The organism is Micromonospora sp. ATLC20 (genome assembly GCF_057196585.1).
On sequence record NZ_JBXUOV010000123.1, the window covers coordinates 1 to 17,492 of the forward strand.

Sequence of the window (17,492 nt, forward strand, 5' to 3'; positions counted from 1 at the left end):
CCGGTGGACAGCCGCCGGCGGCGGTGGGCCGGACGGGCGCGGGCGCTGGGCGAGGCGGCGCACGTGCGGACCCGGCGTTTCTGGGACGGCGCGCAGCCGACGCTGCGGCAGCTCTGGTGGACCGAGGAGCCGGTGACGGCGGTGACCACAGTCGACCGCCGCGTCCCGGAGCCGCTCGCGGTGCCGGCGCAGGGCCAGGTGTACGTGTTCCTGGTGCGCGCCACCTACACCTGGTCGTCGGAGACGGCCCGGCCGGAGTTGTTCGGCTGGTACGTGGACTACTTCCAGCAGCAGGCCACGCAACGCCTGAACCGGCTGGCCGTGCGGTGCGCGGCGGAGGTGCCGCCGCACCGTCCGCGCGACCTGCACGCCGCGTTGACCGCCGCGCTCGCCGACGAGGACCCGCCGCCCTGGACGTACGCGCGCGGCGAGGTGACGTTCGCCTGCGAGCCGGACGTCACTGTCCACCTGGACGAGCGGGTGCGCAAGCTGCTCCAGCCGTACTGGGAGCAGCGCATCGCGCTGGAGTGCGAGCGTGACCTGGCCCGGCGTCGCGCCGAGTACGCCGAGGAACGCGACCGGCGTGGACGACCGACGACGGCGCGGGCCGGGAAGGACGGCGAGCCGGCCACCACGGCACCGCCTGCCGACGGGAGCGGACCGGCGGGAGCGGTACGGGACGCGCGAGGGATGCCCGGCGAGGCGGGGCGGGTGCGACGTGGATCGCGGCTGGACGGACCGGTGGAGGCGTTCACCCCGTTGGAGCCGCTGCTCCCCCCGCCCGCGCCGCGCACGGCTCCGGGACAGCGGCCCCGCCCGGGCGAGCCGGAGCCGCCCCAGGTCTGAGCCGGGACTGGCCCAGGTCCGAGCCGCGACGGTCAGCCCGGAACGGCGGCCGCCTCGGGGCGGGCCTGCCGGGCGGCCAGGTACGCGGCGAGCCCGGTGGCGTCCTCGGTGGCCAGGAACGCGCCGCGCGCGTTGACCAGCGTCTCGTCGGCGTGGGTGAGGCAGCCCCAGACCGTGTCGCCCCACGAGTCGGCGAGCTTGACCTCGGCCGGCTCGGTGCAGGGCTCGCCGCGCGGACCGCCGATCTGGCAGTGCGCGGGCGCGCCGTCGCGCCGGGCGGCGACCTGAGCGGCCCGGCGGACCGGCGCGGGCCGCCCGTCCGGTTCGGCCTGGGGTGCGGGCACTTCGAGCGCGCGGGTGAACAGGATCGTGTTGCCGTCGGGGTCGACTGTGCGGCACTCGCCGCCGGGAGCGGTCTCGACCCGGTGACCCGCCGCGACGAGGCGTTCGGTGGTCGCGGCGACGTCGTCGACGTGGAGGTACAGCGTGGCCGGGGCCGGGGCGCCCTCGACGATCAGCAGGTTCAGGTCGCCGCAGCGCAGGCGCGACCGGCCGTCCTCGCCGGGCTGCCCGGTGTAGCCGAACAGCGCGTAGAACCGGCCGGCCGCGTCGGCGTCACCGACGTTCAGCACCGGGACCTGACCCTGAACTCCGCTGCGCACCGCGCCACTCTACCCATTGGTGCTCTGTAAATCACGTCTTGCAGATCGGGTTTCTGCCCCGGCGGCCCGACCCCGGATCAGCAGCCGTTGGTGCTGGTCTGGTTGCGCTTCAGCCCGTCGGACCAGGTGACGCCCTGGACGACGGCCACCACCACGCTGCCGTCGTGGATCTGCTCGTAGTGCAGGTGCGGGCTGAGGTCGTACTTCGCCGACGTCGCGCCGACCCGGCCGATGACGTCTCCGCGCTTCACGGTGTCGCCAGTGGCCACGGCGCGCGAGTCGAGGTGGGCATACCGGGTGCGCCAGCCGTCGCCGTGTCCGATGACGATGGTGTTGCCGTAGCCGGAGGTGGTCGAGTAGTACGACTCCAGCACGGTGCCGGCGGCGCTGGCGACGGTACGGCGACCGAGATCGTCGGGGCTGCCGTTGGCGTCGTAGTGGTTCCAGTCGATGGCGTGGGCGGGGCTGTGCCCGTTCCAGTTGTTGCCCTGCCAGGTCTGGCCGCACAGGAACGGCATCCGGAAGCCCGGCCGGGCGGCCTGCGCGGGCTGCACACCGAGCATCGCACCGGCGACGACGGCGGTCGTGAGCAGCGCCGGCACGCGCCACCGGGCGGCGGTGGTCATCAGCGACATCGTTCCCCTCCTCGCATCGAGTGACACGGATCGATGCTAGGGGTGGCGCAGGGTCAGGTAAATACCTACAGCAATGAACGCCCGATCAAAACTTTCCTACGTTCAACCGACCAGGGCGGCGTAGCGGCCGCGACGGTCCAGCAGCGCGTCGTGGGTGCCTGATTCGACGATCCGGCCGTGGTCGAGCACCGCGATGCGGTCGGCGCCGCGGACGGTGGAGAGCCGGTGCGCGATGGTCACCACCGTGCGGCCCCGGGCCAGCTCGTCCAGCGCCCGCTGGACCGCGCGTTCGGTCTCGGTGTCCAGCGCGCTCGTCGCCTCGTCCAGCACCAGGATCCGCGGGTCGCGCAGCAGCGTGCGGGCGATCGCCAGGCGCTGCTGCTCGCCGCCGGAGAACCGGTGGCCGCGCGAGCCGACCAGGGTGTCGTACCCGTCGGGCAGCGCGGCGACGAGGTCGTGGATGCGGGCGGCGCGGGCGGCGGCCTCGATGTCGGCGTCGGTGGCGTCCGGGCGGGCGTACCGGAGGTTGTCCCGCACGGTGCCGTGCAGCAGGTACGTCTCCTGGCTGACCACGCCCACGACGGCGGCCAGGTCGGCCGGGCGCAGGTCGCGCAGGTCGATCCCGTCGATGGTGATGCGGCCGGCGTCCGGATCGTGCAGCCGGCTGATCAGCGCGGCGAGTGTGCTCTTGCCGGAGCCGGTCTCCCCCACCAGGGCGAGGCTGGTGCCGGCCGGGACGTCCAGGCTGACGCCCGCGAGGGCGGCGGTGTCGCTGCCCGGGTAGCTGAAGGTGACGTCCTCGACGCGCAGGTGGCCGCGGGCGGTGGCCGGGTCCAGCGGGACCGGGCGGGCCGGCTCGGCGACCTCGACGGGCAGGTCGAGGTATTCGAAGATGCGGGCGAACAGGGCGAGCGACGCGGTGAGCGTGACGCCGACGTTGAGCAGGCCCATCAGCGGCCGGAACAGGTTGCCCTGGAGCGCGGTGAACGCGACGAGCGTGCCGATGGTGAGCGTGCCTGCGGTGCCGGGCAGCCCTGCGCCGAGGTAGATCACCGCCGGGATGGCGGCGAAGACGATGCTCATGGCGGCCATCCGCCAGCGTCCGGCCAGCTCGGAGCGCAGTTCCAGGTCGACCAGGCGGGCCGAGGAGGCGGTGAACCGGTCGACCAGGGCCGGGCCGGTGCCGAGGGTCTTGGCCAGCCGGACGCCGCTGACCGACAGCCCCTCCTCGATGGTCACGGTGAGGTCGGCCAGTTCGCGCTGGCGCTGGGCGGTGATCTCCCGGCGCAACCGGGCGACCCGGCGGGTGAGCCAGAGCGCGGGCGGCAGCACGACGGCCGAGACGAGCGTGAGCCGCCAGCTCAGCGCCAGCATGGCGATGGTGGTGGCGACCACAGTGGTGAGGTTGGCGGCGATCGAGGTGGCGGTGGAGGTGACGACCGCCTGCATGCCGCCGATGTCGTTGGTGATGCGCGACTGCACCTCGCCGGTGCGGGTGCGCACGAAGAAGCCGATCGACTGCCGCTGGAGGTGGGCGAAGACGTCGGCGCGCAGCCGGTGCATGACCTGCTGACCGACGCGGGTGGAGATCCAGGTCTGGGCGACGCCGAGCACGGCGGTGACAGCGGCGACCGCGACCATGCCCGCGACCAGCCAGGCCAGCAGCGTCAGGTCACGCTCGGGCAGGGCCCGGTCGATCACGGCACGCAGCAGGAACGGCGTGGCCATCGCGATGATCGAGGACGCCACGATGATCGCCACCACGGTGGCGAGCGGGCCGCGGTGTGCGGTGAACAGGCCGCCGATGCGGCGCAGGGACACGTCGCGGGCCTGGGCCTTCTCGGCGGGGGAAACGGTGCGGCCGTCACGACGGCCGTCGGGGATGCGATCCAAGAGTGCTCCTCATGCCGGGGGAAAACAGTGCTGAGGTTACCTCAACATGAGGGAACAACAAGAAAGGCTGTTACCGTATTCCCCGTGAACGGCAGCGACGAGAGCCTGGCCGAGACGTTCTGGGCGGTGACCCGCCGGCTGCGGCACCAGACCAAGCGCGCGCTTGCGCCGTGGGAGATCAGCCCCGGGCAGGCGCGGGCGCTCGGCGTGCTGATGCGCCACGGCGCGCTGCGGCCCGGCGCGCTCGCCGAACACCTGCGCATCGCGCCGCGCTCGGCCACCGAGGTGGTCGACGGGTTGCAGGAGCGGGGTCTGGTCGAGCGACGGCCCGACCCGGGCGACAGGCGGGCCACGCTGGTCGCCCCCACCGCCGAGGGCGAGCGGGTCGGCACGGCGATCCGGCAGGCCCGGGCCACCGAGGCGGAACGGTTCTTCGGCGCGCTCTCGCCGGAGGACCGGGCCGAGCTGGCTCGCATCCTGCTCCGCCTGCGCGAGGACTAGCCCCGATTTCACCCGCTCCGGGTGAGGCGACAGGCCCCGTGGCGGGGAATAGCGCCACCGGGAGGAGGGCCGATGGCGGACGCCACCGAAGAGTTCTTCCGGGGCCTGGGGCAGCGCGGGCAGCGCGGGCTGACAGCGCTCCACGAGGGCACCGTCCGGTTCGACATCGCCGGCGACGGGTCGGTCGACCACTGGCTGGTCTCCATCGCCCGGGGCGAGGTCACCGCGGCACGGCAGGCCACCGGCGGGGACGCGGTCGTCCGGGCGGACCGGGCCGTCTTCGACCGGATCGCGCGGGGTGAGGCGTACTTCCTGACCACGGTCCTGCGCGGCGAGGCCGAGGTGGAAGGCAGCCCGCGGCTGTTCGCGACAGTACGCCGGCTGTTCCCCTCCCCGCCCGGATCGCGCCCGGAACGACACCGGGGAGGCGACGATGGTTGACGGCCACGTCGGCATCTTCGACGGGACGATCTTCCTGGTCTGCGACCGGGCGGGCGACATCGTCCCGTCGGCCGACGCCACCCACGGCCTGTTCGCCCACGACACGCGTCTGCTGTCCCGGTGGCAGCTGACCATCGACGGCGAGCGGCTCAGCACGCTGTCCATCGACGACATCCAGTACTTCGAGAACCGGTTCTACCTCGTCCCGGGCAGTCAGGACGTCTACGTCAACAGCACGCTCGAGGTGCGCCGCACCCACACGCTGAACAGCGGACTCCAGGAGGAGCTGCTCCTGGTCAACAACGACCGGCGGCCCGTCGACCTGACCGTGCGGATCGAGGCGGACGCGGACTTCGCGGACCTCTTCGCGGTCAAGGAGGGCACGACGGACCGCGAGGGGTGGCACTACCGGCGGGTCGACGGCCCGCGGCTCGTCCTGGGCTACCAGCGCGAACGGTTCCGCCGCGAGACGATCGTGTCGGCGACGGCTCCGGCGGAGGTGGACGAGAACGGCCTGACGCTGCGCGTGCACATCGAGCCGCACGGCCGGTGGCAGACCCGGCTGACCGCCGAGCCGGACCTCCCCCTGCCCCGCGGGCTGGAGCGGCTCAGCCTGCCCGGGCGGGTCGCGGGCCGCGCCCGGGACAAGCCCGCCGAGCTGCGGGAGTGGCTGGACCGGGCGCCGCGCCTGGAGACCAGCTGGGGACCGTTGCAGAACACCTACCGGCAGAGCCTGATCGACCTGGCCGCACTGCGGTTCAGCCCGTTCCTCGCCGGAGCCGGGTGCGTCCTGGCCGCCGGGCTGCCGTGGTTCATGTGCCTGTTCGGCCGCGACAGCATCCTCACCAGCCTCCAGGCGCTGCCGTTCGCACCCGAACTCGCCGCCACCACGCTCACCGTGCTCGCCTTCCGGCAGGGCAGCCGGATCGACGACTTCCGGGAGGAGGAGCCGGGCCGGATCCTGCACGAGATGCGCTACGGCGAGCTGACCGTCTTCGACGAGACACCGCACAGCCCCTACTTCGGCAGCGCGGACGCCACTCCCCTGTTCCTCGTGCTGCTCGACGAGTACGAGCGGTGGACCGGCGACGCCGCCCTCGTCCGCGCGGTGGAGCAGGAGGCGCGGGCGGCCGTCGACTGGATCGACCACTACGCCGACCGGGCCGGCAACGGCTACGTCTCCTACGAGCGGCGCAACCCGGTGAACGGCCTGGAGAACCAGTGCTGGAAGGACTCCTGGGACGGCATCTCCTACCGCGACGGCCGGCTGCCGGGCTTCCCGCGCGCCACCTGCGAACTCCAGGGGTACGCGTACGACGCGAAGGTGCGCACCGCCCGGCTGGCCCGCGAGATCTGGCACGACCCGGCGTACGCGGACCGGCTGGAGCGGGACGCCGCCGACCTCAAACGCCGCTTCAACCACGACTTCTGGATCGACGACGGCGAGTACATGGCGCTGGCGCTGGACGGCGACGGCAGCAAGGTGGACGCTCTGTCCTCGAACATCGGCCACCTGCTGTGGAGCGGCATCGTCGAGGAGCCGAAGGCCGAGGCCCTGGTGCGGCACCTGATGTCACCGGCGATGTTCAGCGGCTGGGGTGTCCGCACGCTGGCCGAGGGCGAGGCCCGCTACAACCCGGTGGGCTACCACGTCGGGACCATCTGGCCGTTCGACAACTCGTTCATCGCCTGGGGTCTGCGTCGCTACGGGTACGCCGACGAGGCGGCCCGCATCGCGGCCGGCATCCTGGACGCGGCGGCGTTCTACGACGGCCGGCTGCCGGAGGCGTTCGCCGGGCACGCCCGGTCCGAGACCCGCTACCCGATCCGGTATCCGACCGCGTGCAGCCCGCAGGCCTGGTCGGCCGGGGCCCCGCTGCTGCTCCTGCGGACGATGCTCGGCCTGCGGCCGGTCGGCGACGATCTCGTGGCCCGGCCCGCCCTGCCTGCTAGCCTCGACTACGTGGCGTTGCTCGACGTCCCCGGCCGCTGGGGGCGCCGGGACGCCTTCGGCAGGAGCACCGCCGCCGGCGGCCTGAGCCGCTACGAGCTGGCGCCGCAGCAGCTCTCCGCACCCTGACGGGACCGACATGCAGCGCATCGACTGGGCACACACCGCGATCGTGGGCGTCCACTGGCAACACGAGGTGGTCAGCCCGGACGGCGTCTTCGGCCCGTTCTTCGCCGGCCAGGTGGCCCGGCACGGCGTGGCGGCGAACGCGGCCCGGGTCGCCGGGGCCGGGCGGGCCGCGGGCGGCCTCGTGGTCTTCACCCGCGTCGCCTACCGGCCCGGCTATCCGGACCTGATCGCCAACACCCCGAGCTTCGCGATGATCGCCGAGCGCGGGGCGTTCCTGGAGGGCGACCCGAAGACCCGGATCGTCGACGAGGTCGCGCGGCAGCCGGACGACGTGGTCGTCACCTCCACCCGGCTCGGCGGGTTCACCGGCACCGACCTGGACCTGATCCTGCGTGGCCGGGGCGTGCGGACCGTGGTGTTCACCGGCGTCGCGACGAACTTGGCCGTCGCCGCCACCGCCTATCAGGCGGTCGACAACGGATATCGCATCGTCACCGTCTCCGACGCGTGCACGGCGGCCACCGACGAGCTGCACGACGCCTACCTGAGCACGCTGGGCCAGCTCGGCGAGGTGGCGACCACCCACGAAATCACCTGACGGTCCGGCCGACAGGCGCTCAGCGCAGGCCGGCGGCGATCGCGTCGACCAGCAGCGCGCCCAGCGTACGGGCCATCACGGCGCGGGCGGCCTCGACGTCGAGCCCCATCGAGTCGCGCATCATCGACCACGCCGACCAGGTGCCGGCCACCGTCAGCGCGTCCAGCAGCTGCGCGCGGCCCGGCCCGGCCTGCGCCAGTTCCGGGGCGAACACCGCCTCGATCTCGTGCCGGACCCGGGCGACCGCCGCCTCCCGGTTGCGCCGCAACTGCGGGGAGAACGGCTCCCGCAGCGCCGACGCGCGGGCCGAGGGCGCCAGCACCTCCAGCAGCCGGGCGCGCTGGTCGCAGAACGCGGCGATCCGGGCGGTCAGCGGCAGCTCCGGCGGCACCGGCTGCCAGAGCGCGGCCTGCCGCTCGCCGACCCGCCGCCCGGTCGCGGCGAACAGCGTCTCCATGTCCTTGAAGTTGGTCCAGAGCGTGCGCAGCGACACCCCGGCCCGCTCGGCGATCCGTTCCCCGGTGGGCCGCAGGTCACCGGAGTCGATCAGGGCCAGGTGCGCCTCCACGATCGCGGCCCGGGTCCGCTCGGCCCGCGCCGCCCGGCCGTCCACCCGCTCCGGCGGGTCGGCCTCCACCTCGATCATGGGTACGGAATCTCCTGTTGCTCGTCTGCCGGCGGCCACTCTACGTGCGTCCCGCCGGGCGGCCGGCACCCGGCCGCCCGGCGGGGACGCCTCATGCGGTCGGCACCGCGTCCGCGGGCGGGGTCGTCGGCGGGTCGGTGAACTCGGTGACCGCGCCGTCGCCGTCATCCGTGGTGTACGCGGGACCGAAGTACTCCTGCACGCCGTTGCTCACCTTGGTGAGCCGCACACCGCCGTAGCCGGCGTGCACGCCGTCGGCGTACCGGAACGGGACCAGGCCGGGCCCGCGGAATCCGCCCTTGCGCACGGCCTCGACCAGCTTCTCCCGGGTGGGGTCGGGCCCGGCGGCGAGCATCGCCTGCACGAACGTGTACGCCATCGAGTAGCCGTAGATCGCGTTGCCGTCGACCGGGTTGCCCGCGTTGTACTTCTGGTGGATCTTGGTGAACTCCTGGATCCACGGGTTCGCGGTGTCGGCCACGTTCGGCAGGTAGTTGTCGGCGACCATGCCCTCGAGGATCACCTTCTTGTCGCCGAGCTGCGCGGACAGCGTGGTGTAGTCGGCGCCCACGTTGGAGACCACCCACTGCGCCTTGAAGCCCTGCCCGGCGGCCTGGCCCATGGCGAGCGCGGTGAAGCCGGGGATGGTGGCCGAGATGACCACCTGGCAGCCGGCCGCGCGCAGCGCCCCGATCGCCGGGCCGACCTGCTGGTTGGTGGTGGTGTACGTCTGCTTCGCCGCGACCGGGCCGAGGATCTGCTCGACGCCGGCCAGCGAGTCCCGGCCGAAGTCGTCGTTCTGCCCGAAGTGGCAGACCTTCGCCCCGGGGAACTCCTTCTTGACGTAGCTCGCCAGGATCTTGCCCTCGACTGTGTAGTCGGGCTGCCAGCCGAACGTGGTCGGGTACTTGTCCGGCTGGTTCCAGTTGCGGCTGCCGGAGGCGACGAACAGGTCCGGCACCTTCTGCGTCTTGACGAACTCCAGCACGTTCGTGTGCGTGGGCGTGCCGAGGCCGCCGAGCAGCGCGAAGACCTTGTCGTCGAGCACCAGCTTGCGGACCACGTTCTCGGTGTTGGCGGGGTTGTAGCCGTCGTCCATGACCTTGTAGACGATCTTGCGGCCGTGCACGCCACCCTTGCTGTTGACGTGCTCGAAGTACGCCTTGGTGGCGGCGGAGATCTTCGAGTAGCCGGGCGCGGCCGGTCCGGTGAGCGGTTGGTGGGTGCCGATGACGACCTCGGAGTCGCTGACGCCGGGGACGTTCTCGGCGGCCTGCTTCTCGTCGTCGGCGCAGGCCGTCAGCGCGGCCAGCATGGCCAGGCCGGCGGCGGCCGCGAGAACGCGGCGGGTGGTGGGGCGCATGGTTCTCCAATCCGGTGCGACGGTGCGAACGGTGTGGGTGGAACCGGTGAGGTCAGCGGTCCGGCGACCGGCGGGTGGCGCGACGACGGCGCAGCGCGGCGCGCAGCCGGGCGCCGACGGCACGCACGCCGCCCTGCAGGCCGCCCGGGGCGGCGAGCATGACGACGATGAGGATCAGGCCGAACACCGCGAGCGCGAGGTTGCCCTCCAGCCGCTGGGCCAGCCCGGCGGACAGGCTGAGGTGTTCGGTGAGCAGGCCGGGCAGGTCCTGGAGCGCGACCAGCAGCACCGCTCCCCAGACCGCGCCGGCGAGGCTGCCCAGCCCGCCGATCACGATCGCCATGAGCAGGAACAGCGACAGGTCCAGCGGGAACTTGCCGGGCGCGACGGTGGCGGTGAGCATCGCGTACACGCCGCCGCCGAGGCCGGCACAGGCGGCGCTGACCACGAACGCGAGCACCTGGGTGCGGGCCACCGGGATGCCGGCGAGCCGGGCCGCGACCTCGTCGTCGCGGACCGCCCGCAGGGACCGGCCGAAGCGGCTGCGTACCAGGTTGGCCAGCAGCAGCATGGTGAGCAGCGCGGCGGCCAGCGCGATCCAGGCCAGCCAGCGTTCCGGCTGGAAGTAGGCGCCGAGCGCCGCCGGTGGCGTCTGCGCCGGGAACCGCAGCCCCTGCTCGCCGTTGAACACGCCGGTGAAGATCGTGGTGACCGCCGGGACGAGCGTCGCCACGGCGAGGGTCACGCCGGCCAGGTAGGGGCCGCGCAGCCGGGCCGCCGCCAGCCCGACGACCAGCCCGCCGAGCGCTGTCACCGCGACGGCGACGAGCAGCGACGCGGGCAGCGTCCACCCGCCGCGTATCGCCCGCTCGTCCAGGGCCTGCTGGGTCAGCGCCACGGTGTACGCGCCGGTGGCCATCAGCGCGCCGTGCCCGAGCGAGAGCTGGCCGTTGAGTCCGACCAGGACGGTGTGCCCGGCGGTGACGCAGAGGAACGCGCAGACGCGCGCCACCTGGAGGTTCTGGTACGGCGCGAGCTGGTTGGTCACCAGCACGACGAGCGTGCCGGCGAACACCGCGAGCGCCAGGTGGCGCAGCAGCGTGGAGCCGCGCGCCTCGTGTCCGGCGGGGGCGCCGGGGAGCAGCCGCCGCAGCGGGGACGGCGCGGCGGGCGCGATCTCGGTGGGGGTGCTCGTCACACGTGCCTCGCTCTCGCCGCGGAGAAGAGCCCGCCGGGGCGGACCAGCAGGACGGACAGCAGCAGCACCAGGACGGCCAGCGGGGTGGTGTCCGGTCCCAGGTAGCCGGTGACGTAGGACAGGATCAGCCCGACCAGCAGGCCGCCGACCACCGCGCCCACCGGGCTGTCCAGGCCGCCGACCACGGCGGCGGTGAACGCGACCACGAAGACCAGGTCCATGGCGTGCGAGTGCAGGCCGAGTCCGGTGGGGACGACGAGCATGCCGGCGAGCGCGCCGACGCCGGCGGCGAGCGCCCAGCCCAGCGTGAGCATCCGGCCGACGCTGACGCCGAGCAGCCGGGACACCTCCGGGGCGAACGCGGCGGCCCGCATCCGCAGTCCCACCGGGGTGCGGGTGAACAGCAGCGCGAGCAGCGCCACCACCGTCAGCGCCGCGCCGAGCACCCACAGGTCGTACGGGGACAGCGCGGCCACCCCGCCGATGGTGAGCGCGTCGGTGTCGAACGGCGCCGGTGCGGGCCGGTAGTCGTTGCCGAAGACCATGCCGAGTACCGCCTGGATGACGAGCACCAGCCCGAGCGCGACGATCACCTGGTTGAGCGGGCCGCCGGGGCCGGCGAACCGCATCAGCACCCGCTCCACCAGCGCGCCCAGGGCCAGCCCGGACAGGATCGCGGCGGCCAGGCCCAGCCAGTACGAGCCGGTGGCGGACACGACCGCGTACCCGACGTAGGCGGTGGCCACGGCCATCGCGCCCTGGGCGAAGTTGACCACCCGGGCGGCCCGCCAGATGAGCACCAGCGCGAGCGCGAACGCCGCGTACACCGCCCCGGAGGCGAGCCCGTCGAAGGTGAGGAACCAGAACCGCTCCATCCGCGACCCCTTCCTAGAATCCGAGGTACGCGTGCCGGAGCTGGTCGTCGTCGCGTAGCCGGGCGGCCGGCGCGGCCGTCACCACCTGCCCGAGCGACATGACGATGCCCTGGTCGGCGACGGACAGCGCGCTGCGCACGTTCTGCTCGACGAGCAGCACGGTGAGCCCCCGTTCGTCGCGCAGCCGCCGCAGCAGCGCCATGATCTGCGCGGTGACCTTGGGCGCCAGCCCGAGTGACGGCTCGTCGAGCAGCAGCAGCCGGGGCCGGGCGATCAGCGCGCGGCCGATCGCGAGCATCTGCCGTTCCCCGCCGGAGAGCTGGTGTCCGGCGTGGTCGCGGCGGCGGGCCAGGGCGGGGAACAGCTCGTACACCTCGTCGAGCGCGCGCCGGGCGTCGGCGCGGTCGCGCCGCCACAGCCCGCCCAGGCGCAGGTTCTCCGCCACTGTCAGCTCGGTGACCACACCCCGCCCCTCCGGCACGTGCGCCAGGCCGCGCCGGACCAGGTGTTCCACCCGGACACCGCGCAGGTCCTCGCCCGCGTACCGGACCCGGCCGCCGGTGGGACGGAGCAGACCCGAGAGGGTACGCAGCAGCGTGGTCTTGCCCGCGCCGTTGGCGCCGAGCACGGCGGTGACGGTGCCGGCCGGGACGGTGAACGCGACGTCGCGCAGCACCGGCACGGGCCCGTAGCCGCAACTGAGCGCCTCCACCTCCAGCACGGCGGTCACCGCGTGCTCCCCTCGGCCGGCACGTCGGCGCCCAGGTACGCCTCGGTGACCCGGGGGTCGTCTCGGATGCGTTCCGGCGGCCCGGCCGCGATCACCTTGCCGAAGTCGAGCACCACCAGTTCCTGACAGACGGACATGACCAGGTCCATGTGGTGCTCGACGAGCAGCACGGCGCAGCCGTCCTCCCGGTCGGGCAGCGCGCGGACCAGGTCGGCCAGCTCGGCCACGTCGTCGGCGCCGAGACCGCCGGCCGGTTCGTCGAGCAGCAGCAGCCGGGGCCGGGCGATCAGCGCGCGGGCCAGCGCGACCCGCTTGCGTACCGGGTACGGCAGGGTGGCGGGCGCCGCGTCGGCGTACTTCTCGATGCCCAGTTCGGCGAGCAGGTCCATCGCCCGGGTGCGCAGCCGCCGCTCGTCGTCGTCGCTGCGGGGCAGGCCGAACAGCGCGGCGGCGAAACCGGCGCGGGCGGTGTGGCTGGCGCCTGCGACCACGTTCTCCAGCACGGTCAGCCCGGCGAACAGGCCGACACCCTGGAGCGTGCGGGCGATGCCGAGCCGGGTGAGGGCGTGCGGGCGGGGCCGGAACGGCCGGCCGTCGAGGGTGAGCGAGCCCTCGGTCGGCCGGACGAAGCCGCAGACCACGTTGAACAGCGTGGTCTTGCCGGCGCCGTTGGGGCCGATCACGCCCACGATCCGGCCGGGCGGCACCCGCAGCGAGACGTCGTCGAGGGCGACCAGGCCGCCGAAGCGTACGCCGACGTGGTGCAGCGCCAGGCCCGGTTCGTCGGCGGGGGCGGCCGGTGGGCTCATCGTCACCTCGTGCCGGTCGAGGGAGCAGAGAAAACTAATTACACCGGGAGTGTACTTTTCTCTGCCGCCGCGTCAATGCCCCCGACGATCACGACCCTTCTCGACCGGCTGCGAGCCTCCTACCTGCACGGTCGGTGCGATCATCCCGGCATGCGGTCGCGGGCGCGGCGCAGGAACGTCTGCTCCGCCGCGTTGCCGGTGCCGGCGATCGCCGCGTCGTACGCCGTCCGCGCCTGCTTCGGACGGTCCAGCCGGCGCAGCAGGTCGGCCCGGATCGCATGCCACACGTGGTAGCCGCCCAGATCCAGACGCTCCACCTCGGTCAGTCCCGCCGCCGGTCCGCGTACCTCGGCCAGCGCGACCGCCCGGTTCAGCGCCACCACCGGCCCGGGCGCGACGGCGGCGAGCTGGTCGTAGAGCGCGAGGATCTGTCCCCAGTCGGTGGCGGCGGCGGTGGGCGCGTCCGCGTGCACCGCGCCGATCGCGGCCTGGATCTGGTACGGGCCGGGCCGGCCTCGCCGCAGGCACCGGCGGACCAGGTCCTGCCCCTCGGCGATCAGCTCCCGGTCCCACCTGCGGCGGTCCTGCTCGGACAGCGACACCGGCACGCCGTCCGGCCCGGTCCGGGCGGCGCGGCGCGCCTCGGTGAGCAGCATCAGCGCGAGCAGGCCGAGCGCCTCCGGCTCGTCCGGCATCAGCGTCACCAGCAGCCGGCCCAGCCGGATCGCCTCGGCGCCCAGCTCGGCGCGGCCCAGCCGCTCCCCCGCGCTCGCCGTGTGCCCCTCGTTGAAGATCAGGTACACCACGGCGAGCACCCCGCGCAGCCGGTCCGGCAGGTCCGCGTCGCGCGGCACCCGGTACGGGATACCGGCGTCGCGGATCTTCGCCTTGGCCCGGACCAGGCGCTGCGACATGGTGGGCTCCGGCACCAGGAAGGCGCGCGCGATCTCGGCGGTGCTCAGGCCACCGAGCAGGCGCAGCGTCAGCGCCACCCGGGCGGGAGCGGCGAGCGCCGGGTGGCAGCAGGTGAAGATCAGGCGCAGGCGGTCGTCGGGCACGGGCCCCTCCTCGGCGGGCGGGTCGTCGTCGGCGTGCAGCAGGGCGGCCTCGGCGTGCCGGGTGGCCCGGGTCGCCTCGCGCCGCAGCCTGTCGATCGCGCGGTTGCGGGCGGTGGTGATGATCCAGCCGGCCGGGCTGGCCGGCGGCCCGTCGGCGGCCCACCGCGACACGGCGACGGTGAACGCCTCCTGGACCGCCTCCTCGGCGAGGTCGATGTCGCCGAGGAGGCGGACCAGGACGGCTACCGCGCGGCCGTACTCGGCCCGGAAGACCCGTTCGACGTCGGTCATCCCTCGCCCTGGAACGGGCGGACCTCGATCGGCAGCGTGGTCGCGAGGGCGTAGCGGCGGCCCCAGTCCAGCGCGGCGTCCAGGTCGGGCGCCCGGATGATGGTGACGCCACCCAGGTACTCCTTGCCCTCGGCGAACGGGCCGTCGGTGACCAGCACCTCGTCACCGGCCGGGCGCAGCACGGTGGCGGTCTGCGGGTCGTGCAGGCCGTTGCCGAACACCCAGCACCCCGCCTCCCGCAGGTCCCGGCCGATGGCCTCGACCTCGCGCATCACCCCGGTTAGGAACTCCGGGTCGGGACGGCCCTCGCCGACCGGCTGGTACATGCTGATCAGGTACTGCTTCATCGGTGTCTCCTCACCGCCGGGGACGGCCCCGCGCCGCCCTCTCACCCTCCACACGAACGACTGATGCCGGTTTCGACACGCCGGGCCGGGTGAATCCGGCCGGGAGCGGGGTACGCCGTCGCGTGCGCCGTCACCGGGTCGTCGTCGTGGGCGCCGGGTTCTCCGGTCTGGCCTGCGCGCTCGCGCTGGACGCGGCGGGCGCCGAGGTACGGGTGCTGGAGGCGCGGGACCGGGTGGGCGGCCGGACGCGCAGCCGCCCGCTACCAGGCGGCGGCTGGCTGGATCTCGGCGCGCAGTGGATCGGCCCGACTCAGGACCGGATGTACGCGCTCGTCGCCGCGTACGGCCTGACCACCTTCTCCTCCCCCGCGCACGGTGCGGCGGCGCTGCTGCTCGGCGGACGCCCGGCCACCGGCGAGCCGCCGGGGCTGTCCGCGCTGCTGGGCACGCTCGACGAGATGGCGGGCACGCTCGACCCGGCCGCGCCGTGGCGTGCCGCCGAGGCGGCACGGTGGGACCGGGTCACGTTCGGCGGCTGGCTCGACGCGAGCGCGGCCGACCCGGTCACCGCCGGATACGCGGGCCGGATGCTCGCCGGTGGCCTGCTGGCCGCCTCACCGGACGAGGTCTCGCTGCTGCACATGCTGTTCTACCTGCGCAGCGGCGGCGGTACCGGCTCGCTGCTGCGCATGGCCGGTGGCGCCCAGCAGGACCGGATGGCGGGCGGTCCGGCCGCGCTGGCCGAGCGGATGGCCGCCGCGCTGCCGCCGGGGAGCCTGCGCCTGCGCGCCCCGGTGGACGGCGTCGCGCAGGACGACGACGGCGTGCGGGTGCGCTCCGGCGGCGAGACGTACCGCGGCGACGCGGTGGTGGTCGCGCTGGCGCCGACGCTGGCCGGGCGCATCCGGTACGACCCGCCGCTGCCGCCGCTGCGCGACGGACTGACCCAGCGGATGCCGATGGGTGTGGCGCTCAAGGTGCACGCGCTCTATCCGGAGCCGTTCTGGCGGGCCGACGGCCGCTCCGGCGTGTCGAGCACCGACACCGGGCCGCTCACCGAGACGGTCGACAACTCGCTGCCGGACGCGCCCGGCGGGGTGCTCACCGCGTTCAGCTACGGCGCGCAGGCCCGGGCGCTGCGCCGGCTTCCGCCAGACGCCCGCCGGGACGCACTGTGCGAGGCGCTCGCCGCGATCTTCGGCCCGGCCGCCGCGCGTCCCGACGACCTCGTCGAGTACGACTGGTCGGCGGACGAGTGGACGCGCGGCTGCTTCTGCGGCGTCCTGCCACCCGGCGCGTGGTGCGCGTACGGCCCGGAACTGCGCACGCCCGTGGGCCGGGTGCACTGGGCCGGCACCGAGACCGCGACCCGGTGGAGCGGCTACCTGGAGGGCGCGGTGACCGCCGGCGAGCGCGCCGCCGCCGAGGCGCTCGCCCAGCTCGGCTGAGCACCCAATTCAGTGAGATTCTTCGATGCAATCTATTGAAAAGTTTCTCCGCCCTGTGCCCTAATGACGACAGTTCCTTTCGTCATACTCCCGCCGCCGGAGCGCGGCAACCCCCAGGGAGGACAGATGCACAGATCGATCCGATCGGCGCTGCGCGCGGCCGGAGCCGCACTGCTCGCCACCGTCACCGTCGCCGCCGCGGCCCTGACCGGGGCGGCCCCCGCCGGCGCCGCCCCGGCCGGGCTACCCGGCATGGACGTCTCCAGCTACCAGGGCAACGTGAACTGGTCCGGGGCGTGGGCGAACGGCGCCCGGTTCGCGTACGTCAAGGCGACCGAGGGCACGTACTACACCAACCCGTACTTCGCCCAGCAGTACAACGGCTCGTACAACGTCGGGATGATCCGCGGCTCGTACCACTTCGCCCGCCCCGACACCACGAGCGGCGCCACCCAGGCCAACTACTTCGTCGACCACGGCGGCGGCTGGTCGAAGGACGGGCGGACGCTGCCCGGCGCGCTGGACATCGAGTACAACCCGTACGGCGCGACCTGCTACGGCCTGAGCCAGGCGTCGATGCGCAGCTGGATCGCCTCGTTCGTCAACCAGTACTACGCCCGCACCGGCCGGTGGGCCACCATCTACACCACCACCGACTGGTGGAGCACCTGCACCGGCAACACCTCGCAGTTCGCCGCCAACAACCCACTGTGGATCGCCCGCTACTCCAGCAGCGTCGGCACGCTGCCCGCGGGCTGGGGCACGTACTCGTTCTGGCAGTGGTCCTCCTCCGGAGTCTTCCCCGGTGACCAGAACGTCTGGAACGGCTCGCTCGACCGGCTGCGCGTCCTGGCCTGCAACGGACCCTGCTGAGACCGGCCCGGGCGTGGCGGGCGGTGCCGGTCCCGCCACGCCCGGCGTACCGGCCGATCCGGCGTTCCCCTTCCGCGAGGAGGTTGCGATGTCCGTTCCCGTACCCCGGCGGACCGTGCTGCGCGGCGCGGTCCTGCTCGGCGGCGCCGCGCGCGGGGGGGCGCGGTCCCCCCATGTTATGTATTTAAAATATTACAC

Annotated in this window: 18 protein-coding genes; 7 read left to right on the forward strand and 11 right to left on the reverse strand. The window is 73.8% G+C overall.

Annotation, left to right across the window (positions count from 1 at the left end):
• A partial coding sequence (locus AC2CHG_RS22105; protein WP_484525483.1) for a hypothetical protein occupies nucleotides 1-846 on the forward strand: 846 nt, incomplete at its 5' end.
• 32 nt (nucleotides 847-878) lie between these two features.
• Here the strand turns inward: AC2CHG_RS22105 and AC2CHG_RS22110 are convergent.
• From AC2CHG_RS22110 to AC2CHG_RS22120, 3 genes are all read right to left on the reverse strand, one after another.
• Nucleotides 879-1,508, reverse strand: coding sequence for a VOC family protein (locus tag AC2CHG_RS22110; RefSeq protein ID WP_402815054.1), 630 nt, complete (start codon nucleotides 1,506-1,508; stop codon nucleotides 879-881).
• Between the two features lie 77 nt (nucleotides 1,509-1,585).
• Nucleotides 1,586-2,143 carry a M23 family metallopeptidase gene (locus tag AC2CHG_RS22115; RefSeq protein WP_194799186.1) on the reverse strand — a complete coding sequence of 186 codons (558 nt, stop codon included), beginning with the start codon at nucleotides 2,141-2,143 and terminating at the stop codon, nucleotides 1,586-1,588.
• Between the two features lie 102 nt (nucleotides 2,144-2,245).
• A complete protein-coding gene (locus tag AC2CHG_RS22120; RefSeq protein WP_484525484.1) occupies nucleotides 2,246-4,036 on the reverse strand; it encodes an ABC transporter ATP-binding protein in 1,791 nt (596 codons plus the stop codon).
• An 84-nt stretch (nucleotides 4,037-4,120) separates the two neighbouring features.
• On the opposite strand from AC2CHG_RS22120, the gene AC2CHG_RS22125 reads away from it, so the two are divergent.
• From AC2CHG_RS22125 to AC2CHG_RS22140, 4 genes are all read left to right on the forward strand, one after another.
• Nucleotides 4,121-4,537: a MarR family winged helix-turn-helix transcriptional regulator gene (locus AC2CHG_RS22125; RefSeq protein ID WP_262011811.1), complete on the forward strand. Its 417-nt coding sequence runs from the start codon at nucleotides 4,121-4,123 to the stop codon at nucleotides 4,535-4,537.
• Between the two features lie 72 nt (nucleotides 4,538-4,609).
• Complete coding sequence (locus AC2CHG_RS22130) at nucleotides 4,610-4,978, forward strand: SCP2 sterol-binding domain-containing protein (protein WP_262011812.1); 369 nt, start codon at nucleotides 4,610-4,612, stop codon at nucleotides 4,976-4,978.
• A complete protein-coding gene (locus AC2CHG_RS22135) occupies nucleotides 4,971-7,058 on the forward strand; it encodes an amylo-alpha-1,6-glucosidase (protein WP_262011813.1) in 2,088 nt (695 codons plus the stop codon). The genes AC2CHG_RS22130 and AC2CHG_RS22135 overlap by 8 nt, the downstream gene beginning before the upstream one ends.
• Nucleotides 7,059-7,068: 10 nt before the next feature.
• Nucleotides 7,069-7,656, forward strand: coding sequence for a cysteine hydrolase family protein (locus tag AC2CHG_RS22140; protein WP_262011814.1), 588 nt, complete (start codon nucleotides 7,069-7,071; stop codon nucleotides 7,654-7,656).
• A gap of 19 nt (nucleotides 7,657-7,675) precedes the next feature.
• Here AC2CHG_RS22140 and AC2CHG_RS22145 read toward each other — a convergent pair whose 3' ends face one another.
• From AC2CHG_RS22145 to AC2CHG_RS22180, 8 genes are all read right to left on the reverse strand, one after another.
• Nucleotides 7,676-8,302: a TetR/AcrR family transcriptional regulator gene (locus tag AC2CHG_RS22145; RefSeq protein WP_484525485.1), complete on the reverse strand. Its 627-nt coding sequence runs from the start codon at nucleotides 8,300-8,302 to the stop codon at nucleotides 7,676-7,678.
• 91 nt (nucleotides 8,303-8,393) lie between these two features.
• Nucleotides 8,394-9,665 carry an ABC transporter substrate-binding protein gene (locus AC2CHG_RS22150; protein ID WP_262011816.1) on the reverse strand — a complete coding sequence of 424 codons (1,272 nt, stop codon included), beginning with the start codon at nucleotides 9,663-9,665 and terminating at the stop codon, nucleotides 8,394-8,396.
• Nucleotides 9,666-9,717: 52 nt separating this feature from the next.
• Entirely contained in the window at nucleotides 9,718-10,863 is a 1,146-nt protein-coding gene (locus tag AC2CHG_RS22155) for a branched-chain amino acid ABC transporter permease (protein WP_357208971.1), read from the reverse strand.
• Nucleotides 10,860-11,738 (reverse strand): branched-chain amino acid ABC transporter permease, encoded by an 879-nt coding sequence (locus AC2CHG_RS22160; protein WP_194799177.1) that lies wholly within the window; start codon nucleotides 11,736-11,738, stop codon nucleotides 10,860-10,862. The genes AC2CHG_RS22155 and AC2CHG_RS22160 overlap by 4 nt, the downstream gene beginning before the upstream one ends.
• Nucleotides 11,739-11,751: 13 nt before the next feature.
• A complete protein-coding gene (locus AC2CHG_RS22165) occupies nucleotides 11,752-12,468 on the reverse strand; it encodes an ABC transporter ATP-binding protein (protein ID WP_262011818.1) in 717 nt (238 codons plus the stop codon).
• Nucleotides 12,465-13,277 (reverse strand): ABC transporter ATP-binding protein, encoded by an 813-nt coding sequence (locus tag AC2CHG_RS22170; RefSeq protein ID WP_262011819.1) that lies wholly within the window; start codon nucleotides 13,275-13,277, stop codon nucleotides 12,465-12,467. Before AC2CHG_RS22170 ends, AC2CHG_RS22165 begins: the two co-directional genes overlap by 4 nt.
• A gap of 140 nt (nucleotides 13,278-13,417) precedes the next feature.
• Nucleotides 13,418-14,626 carry an RNA polymerase sigma factor gene (locus AC2CHG_RS22175; RefSeq protein WP_484525486.1) on the reverse strand — a complete coding sequence of 403 codons (1,209 nt, stop codon included), beginning with the start codon at nucleotides 14,624-14,626 and terminating at the stop codon, nucleotides 13,418-13,420.
• Nucleotides 14,623-14,973 (reverse strand): YciI family protein, encoded by a 351-nt coding sequence (locus tag AC2CHG_RS22180; protein ID WP_262011821.1) that lies wholly within the window; start codon nucleotides 14,971-14,973, stop codon nucleotides 14,623-14,625. The genes AC2CHG_RS22175 and AC2CHG_RS22180 overlap by 4 nt, the downstream gene beginning before the upstream one ends.
• Nucleotides 14,974-15,095: 122 nt before the next feature.
• Between AC2CHG_RS22180 and AC2CHG_RS22185 the strand changes: the two genes are divergently transcribed.
• Nucleotides 15,096-16,421 (forward strand): flavin monoamine oxidase family protein, encoded by a 1,326-nt coding sequence (locus AC2CHG_RS22185; protein WP_484525487.1) that lies wholly within the window; start codon nucleotides 15,096-15,098, stop codon nucleotides 16,419-16,421.
• Between the two features lie 126 nt (nucleotides 16,422-16,547).
• Nucleotides 16,548-17,294: a lysozyme gene (locus AC2CHG_RS22190; RefSeq protein ID WP_262011823.1), complete on the forward strand. Its 747-nt coding sequence runs from the start codon at nucleotides 16,548-16,550 to the stop codon at nucleotides 17,292-17,294.
• The last annotated feature ends 198 nt before the right edge of the window (nucleotides 17,295-17,492 follow it).

Excerpts from the sequence above, each read along its gene's own strand:
- AC2CHG_RS22175 (WP_484525486.1), bottom strand. The coding sequence starts at position 14,626 with ATGACCGACGTCGAACGGGTCTTCCGGGCCGAGTACGGCCGCGCGGTA.
- AC2CHG_RS22115 (WP_194799186.1), bottom strand. The coding sequence starts at position 2,143 with ATGTCGCTGATGACCACCGCCGCCCGGTGGCGCGTGCCGGCGCTGCTC.
- AC2CHG_RS22145 (WP_484525485.1), bottom strand. The coding sequence starts at position 8,302 with ATGATCGAGGTGGAGGCCGACCCGCCGGAGCGGGTGGACGGCCGGGCG.
- AC2CHG_RS22180 (WP_262011821.1), bottom strand. The coding sequence starts at position 14,973 with ATGAAGCAGTACCTGATCAGCATGTACCAGCCGGTCGGCGAGGGCCGT.
- AC2CHG_RS22150 (WP_262011816.1), bottom strand. The coding sequence starts at position 9,665 with ATGCGCCCCACCACCCGCCGCGTTCTCGCGGCCGCCGCCGGCCTGGCC.
- AC2CHG_RS22130 (WP_262011812.1), top strand. The coding sequence starts at position 4,610 with ATGGCGGACGCCACCGAAGAGTTCTTCCGGGGCCTGGGGCAGCGCGGG.
- AC2CHG_RS22170 (WP_262011819.1), bottom strand. The coding sequence starts at position 13,277 with ATGAGCCCACCGGCCGCCCCCGCCGACGAACCGGGCCTGGCGCTGCAC.
- AC2CHG_RS22140 (WP_262011814.1), top strand. The coding sequence starts at position 7,069 with ATGCAGCGCATCGACTGGGCACACACCGCGATCGTGGGCGTCCACTGG.
- AC2CHG_RS22190 (WP_262011823.1), top strand. The coding sequence starts at position 16,548 with ATGCACAGATCGATCCGATCGGCGCTGCGCGCGGCCGGAGCCGCACTG.
- AC2CHG_RS22135 (WP_262011813.1), top strand. The coding sequence starts at position 4,971 with ATGGTTGACGGCCACGTCGGCATCTTCGACGGGACGATCTTCCTGGTC.
- AC2CHG_RS22160 (WP_194799177.1), bottom strand. The coding sequence starts at position 11,738 with ATGGAGCGGTTCTGGTTCCTCACCTTCGACGGGCTCGCCTCCGGGGCG.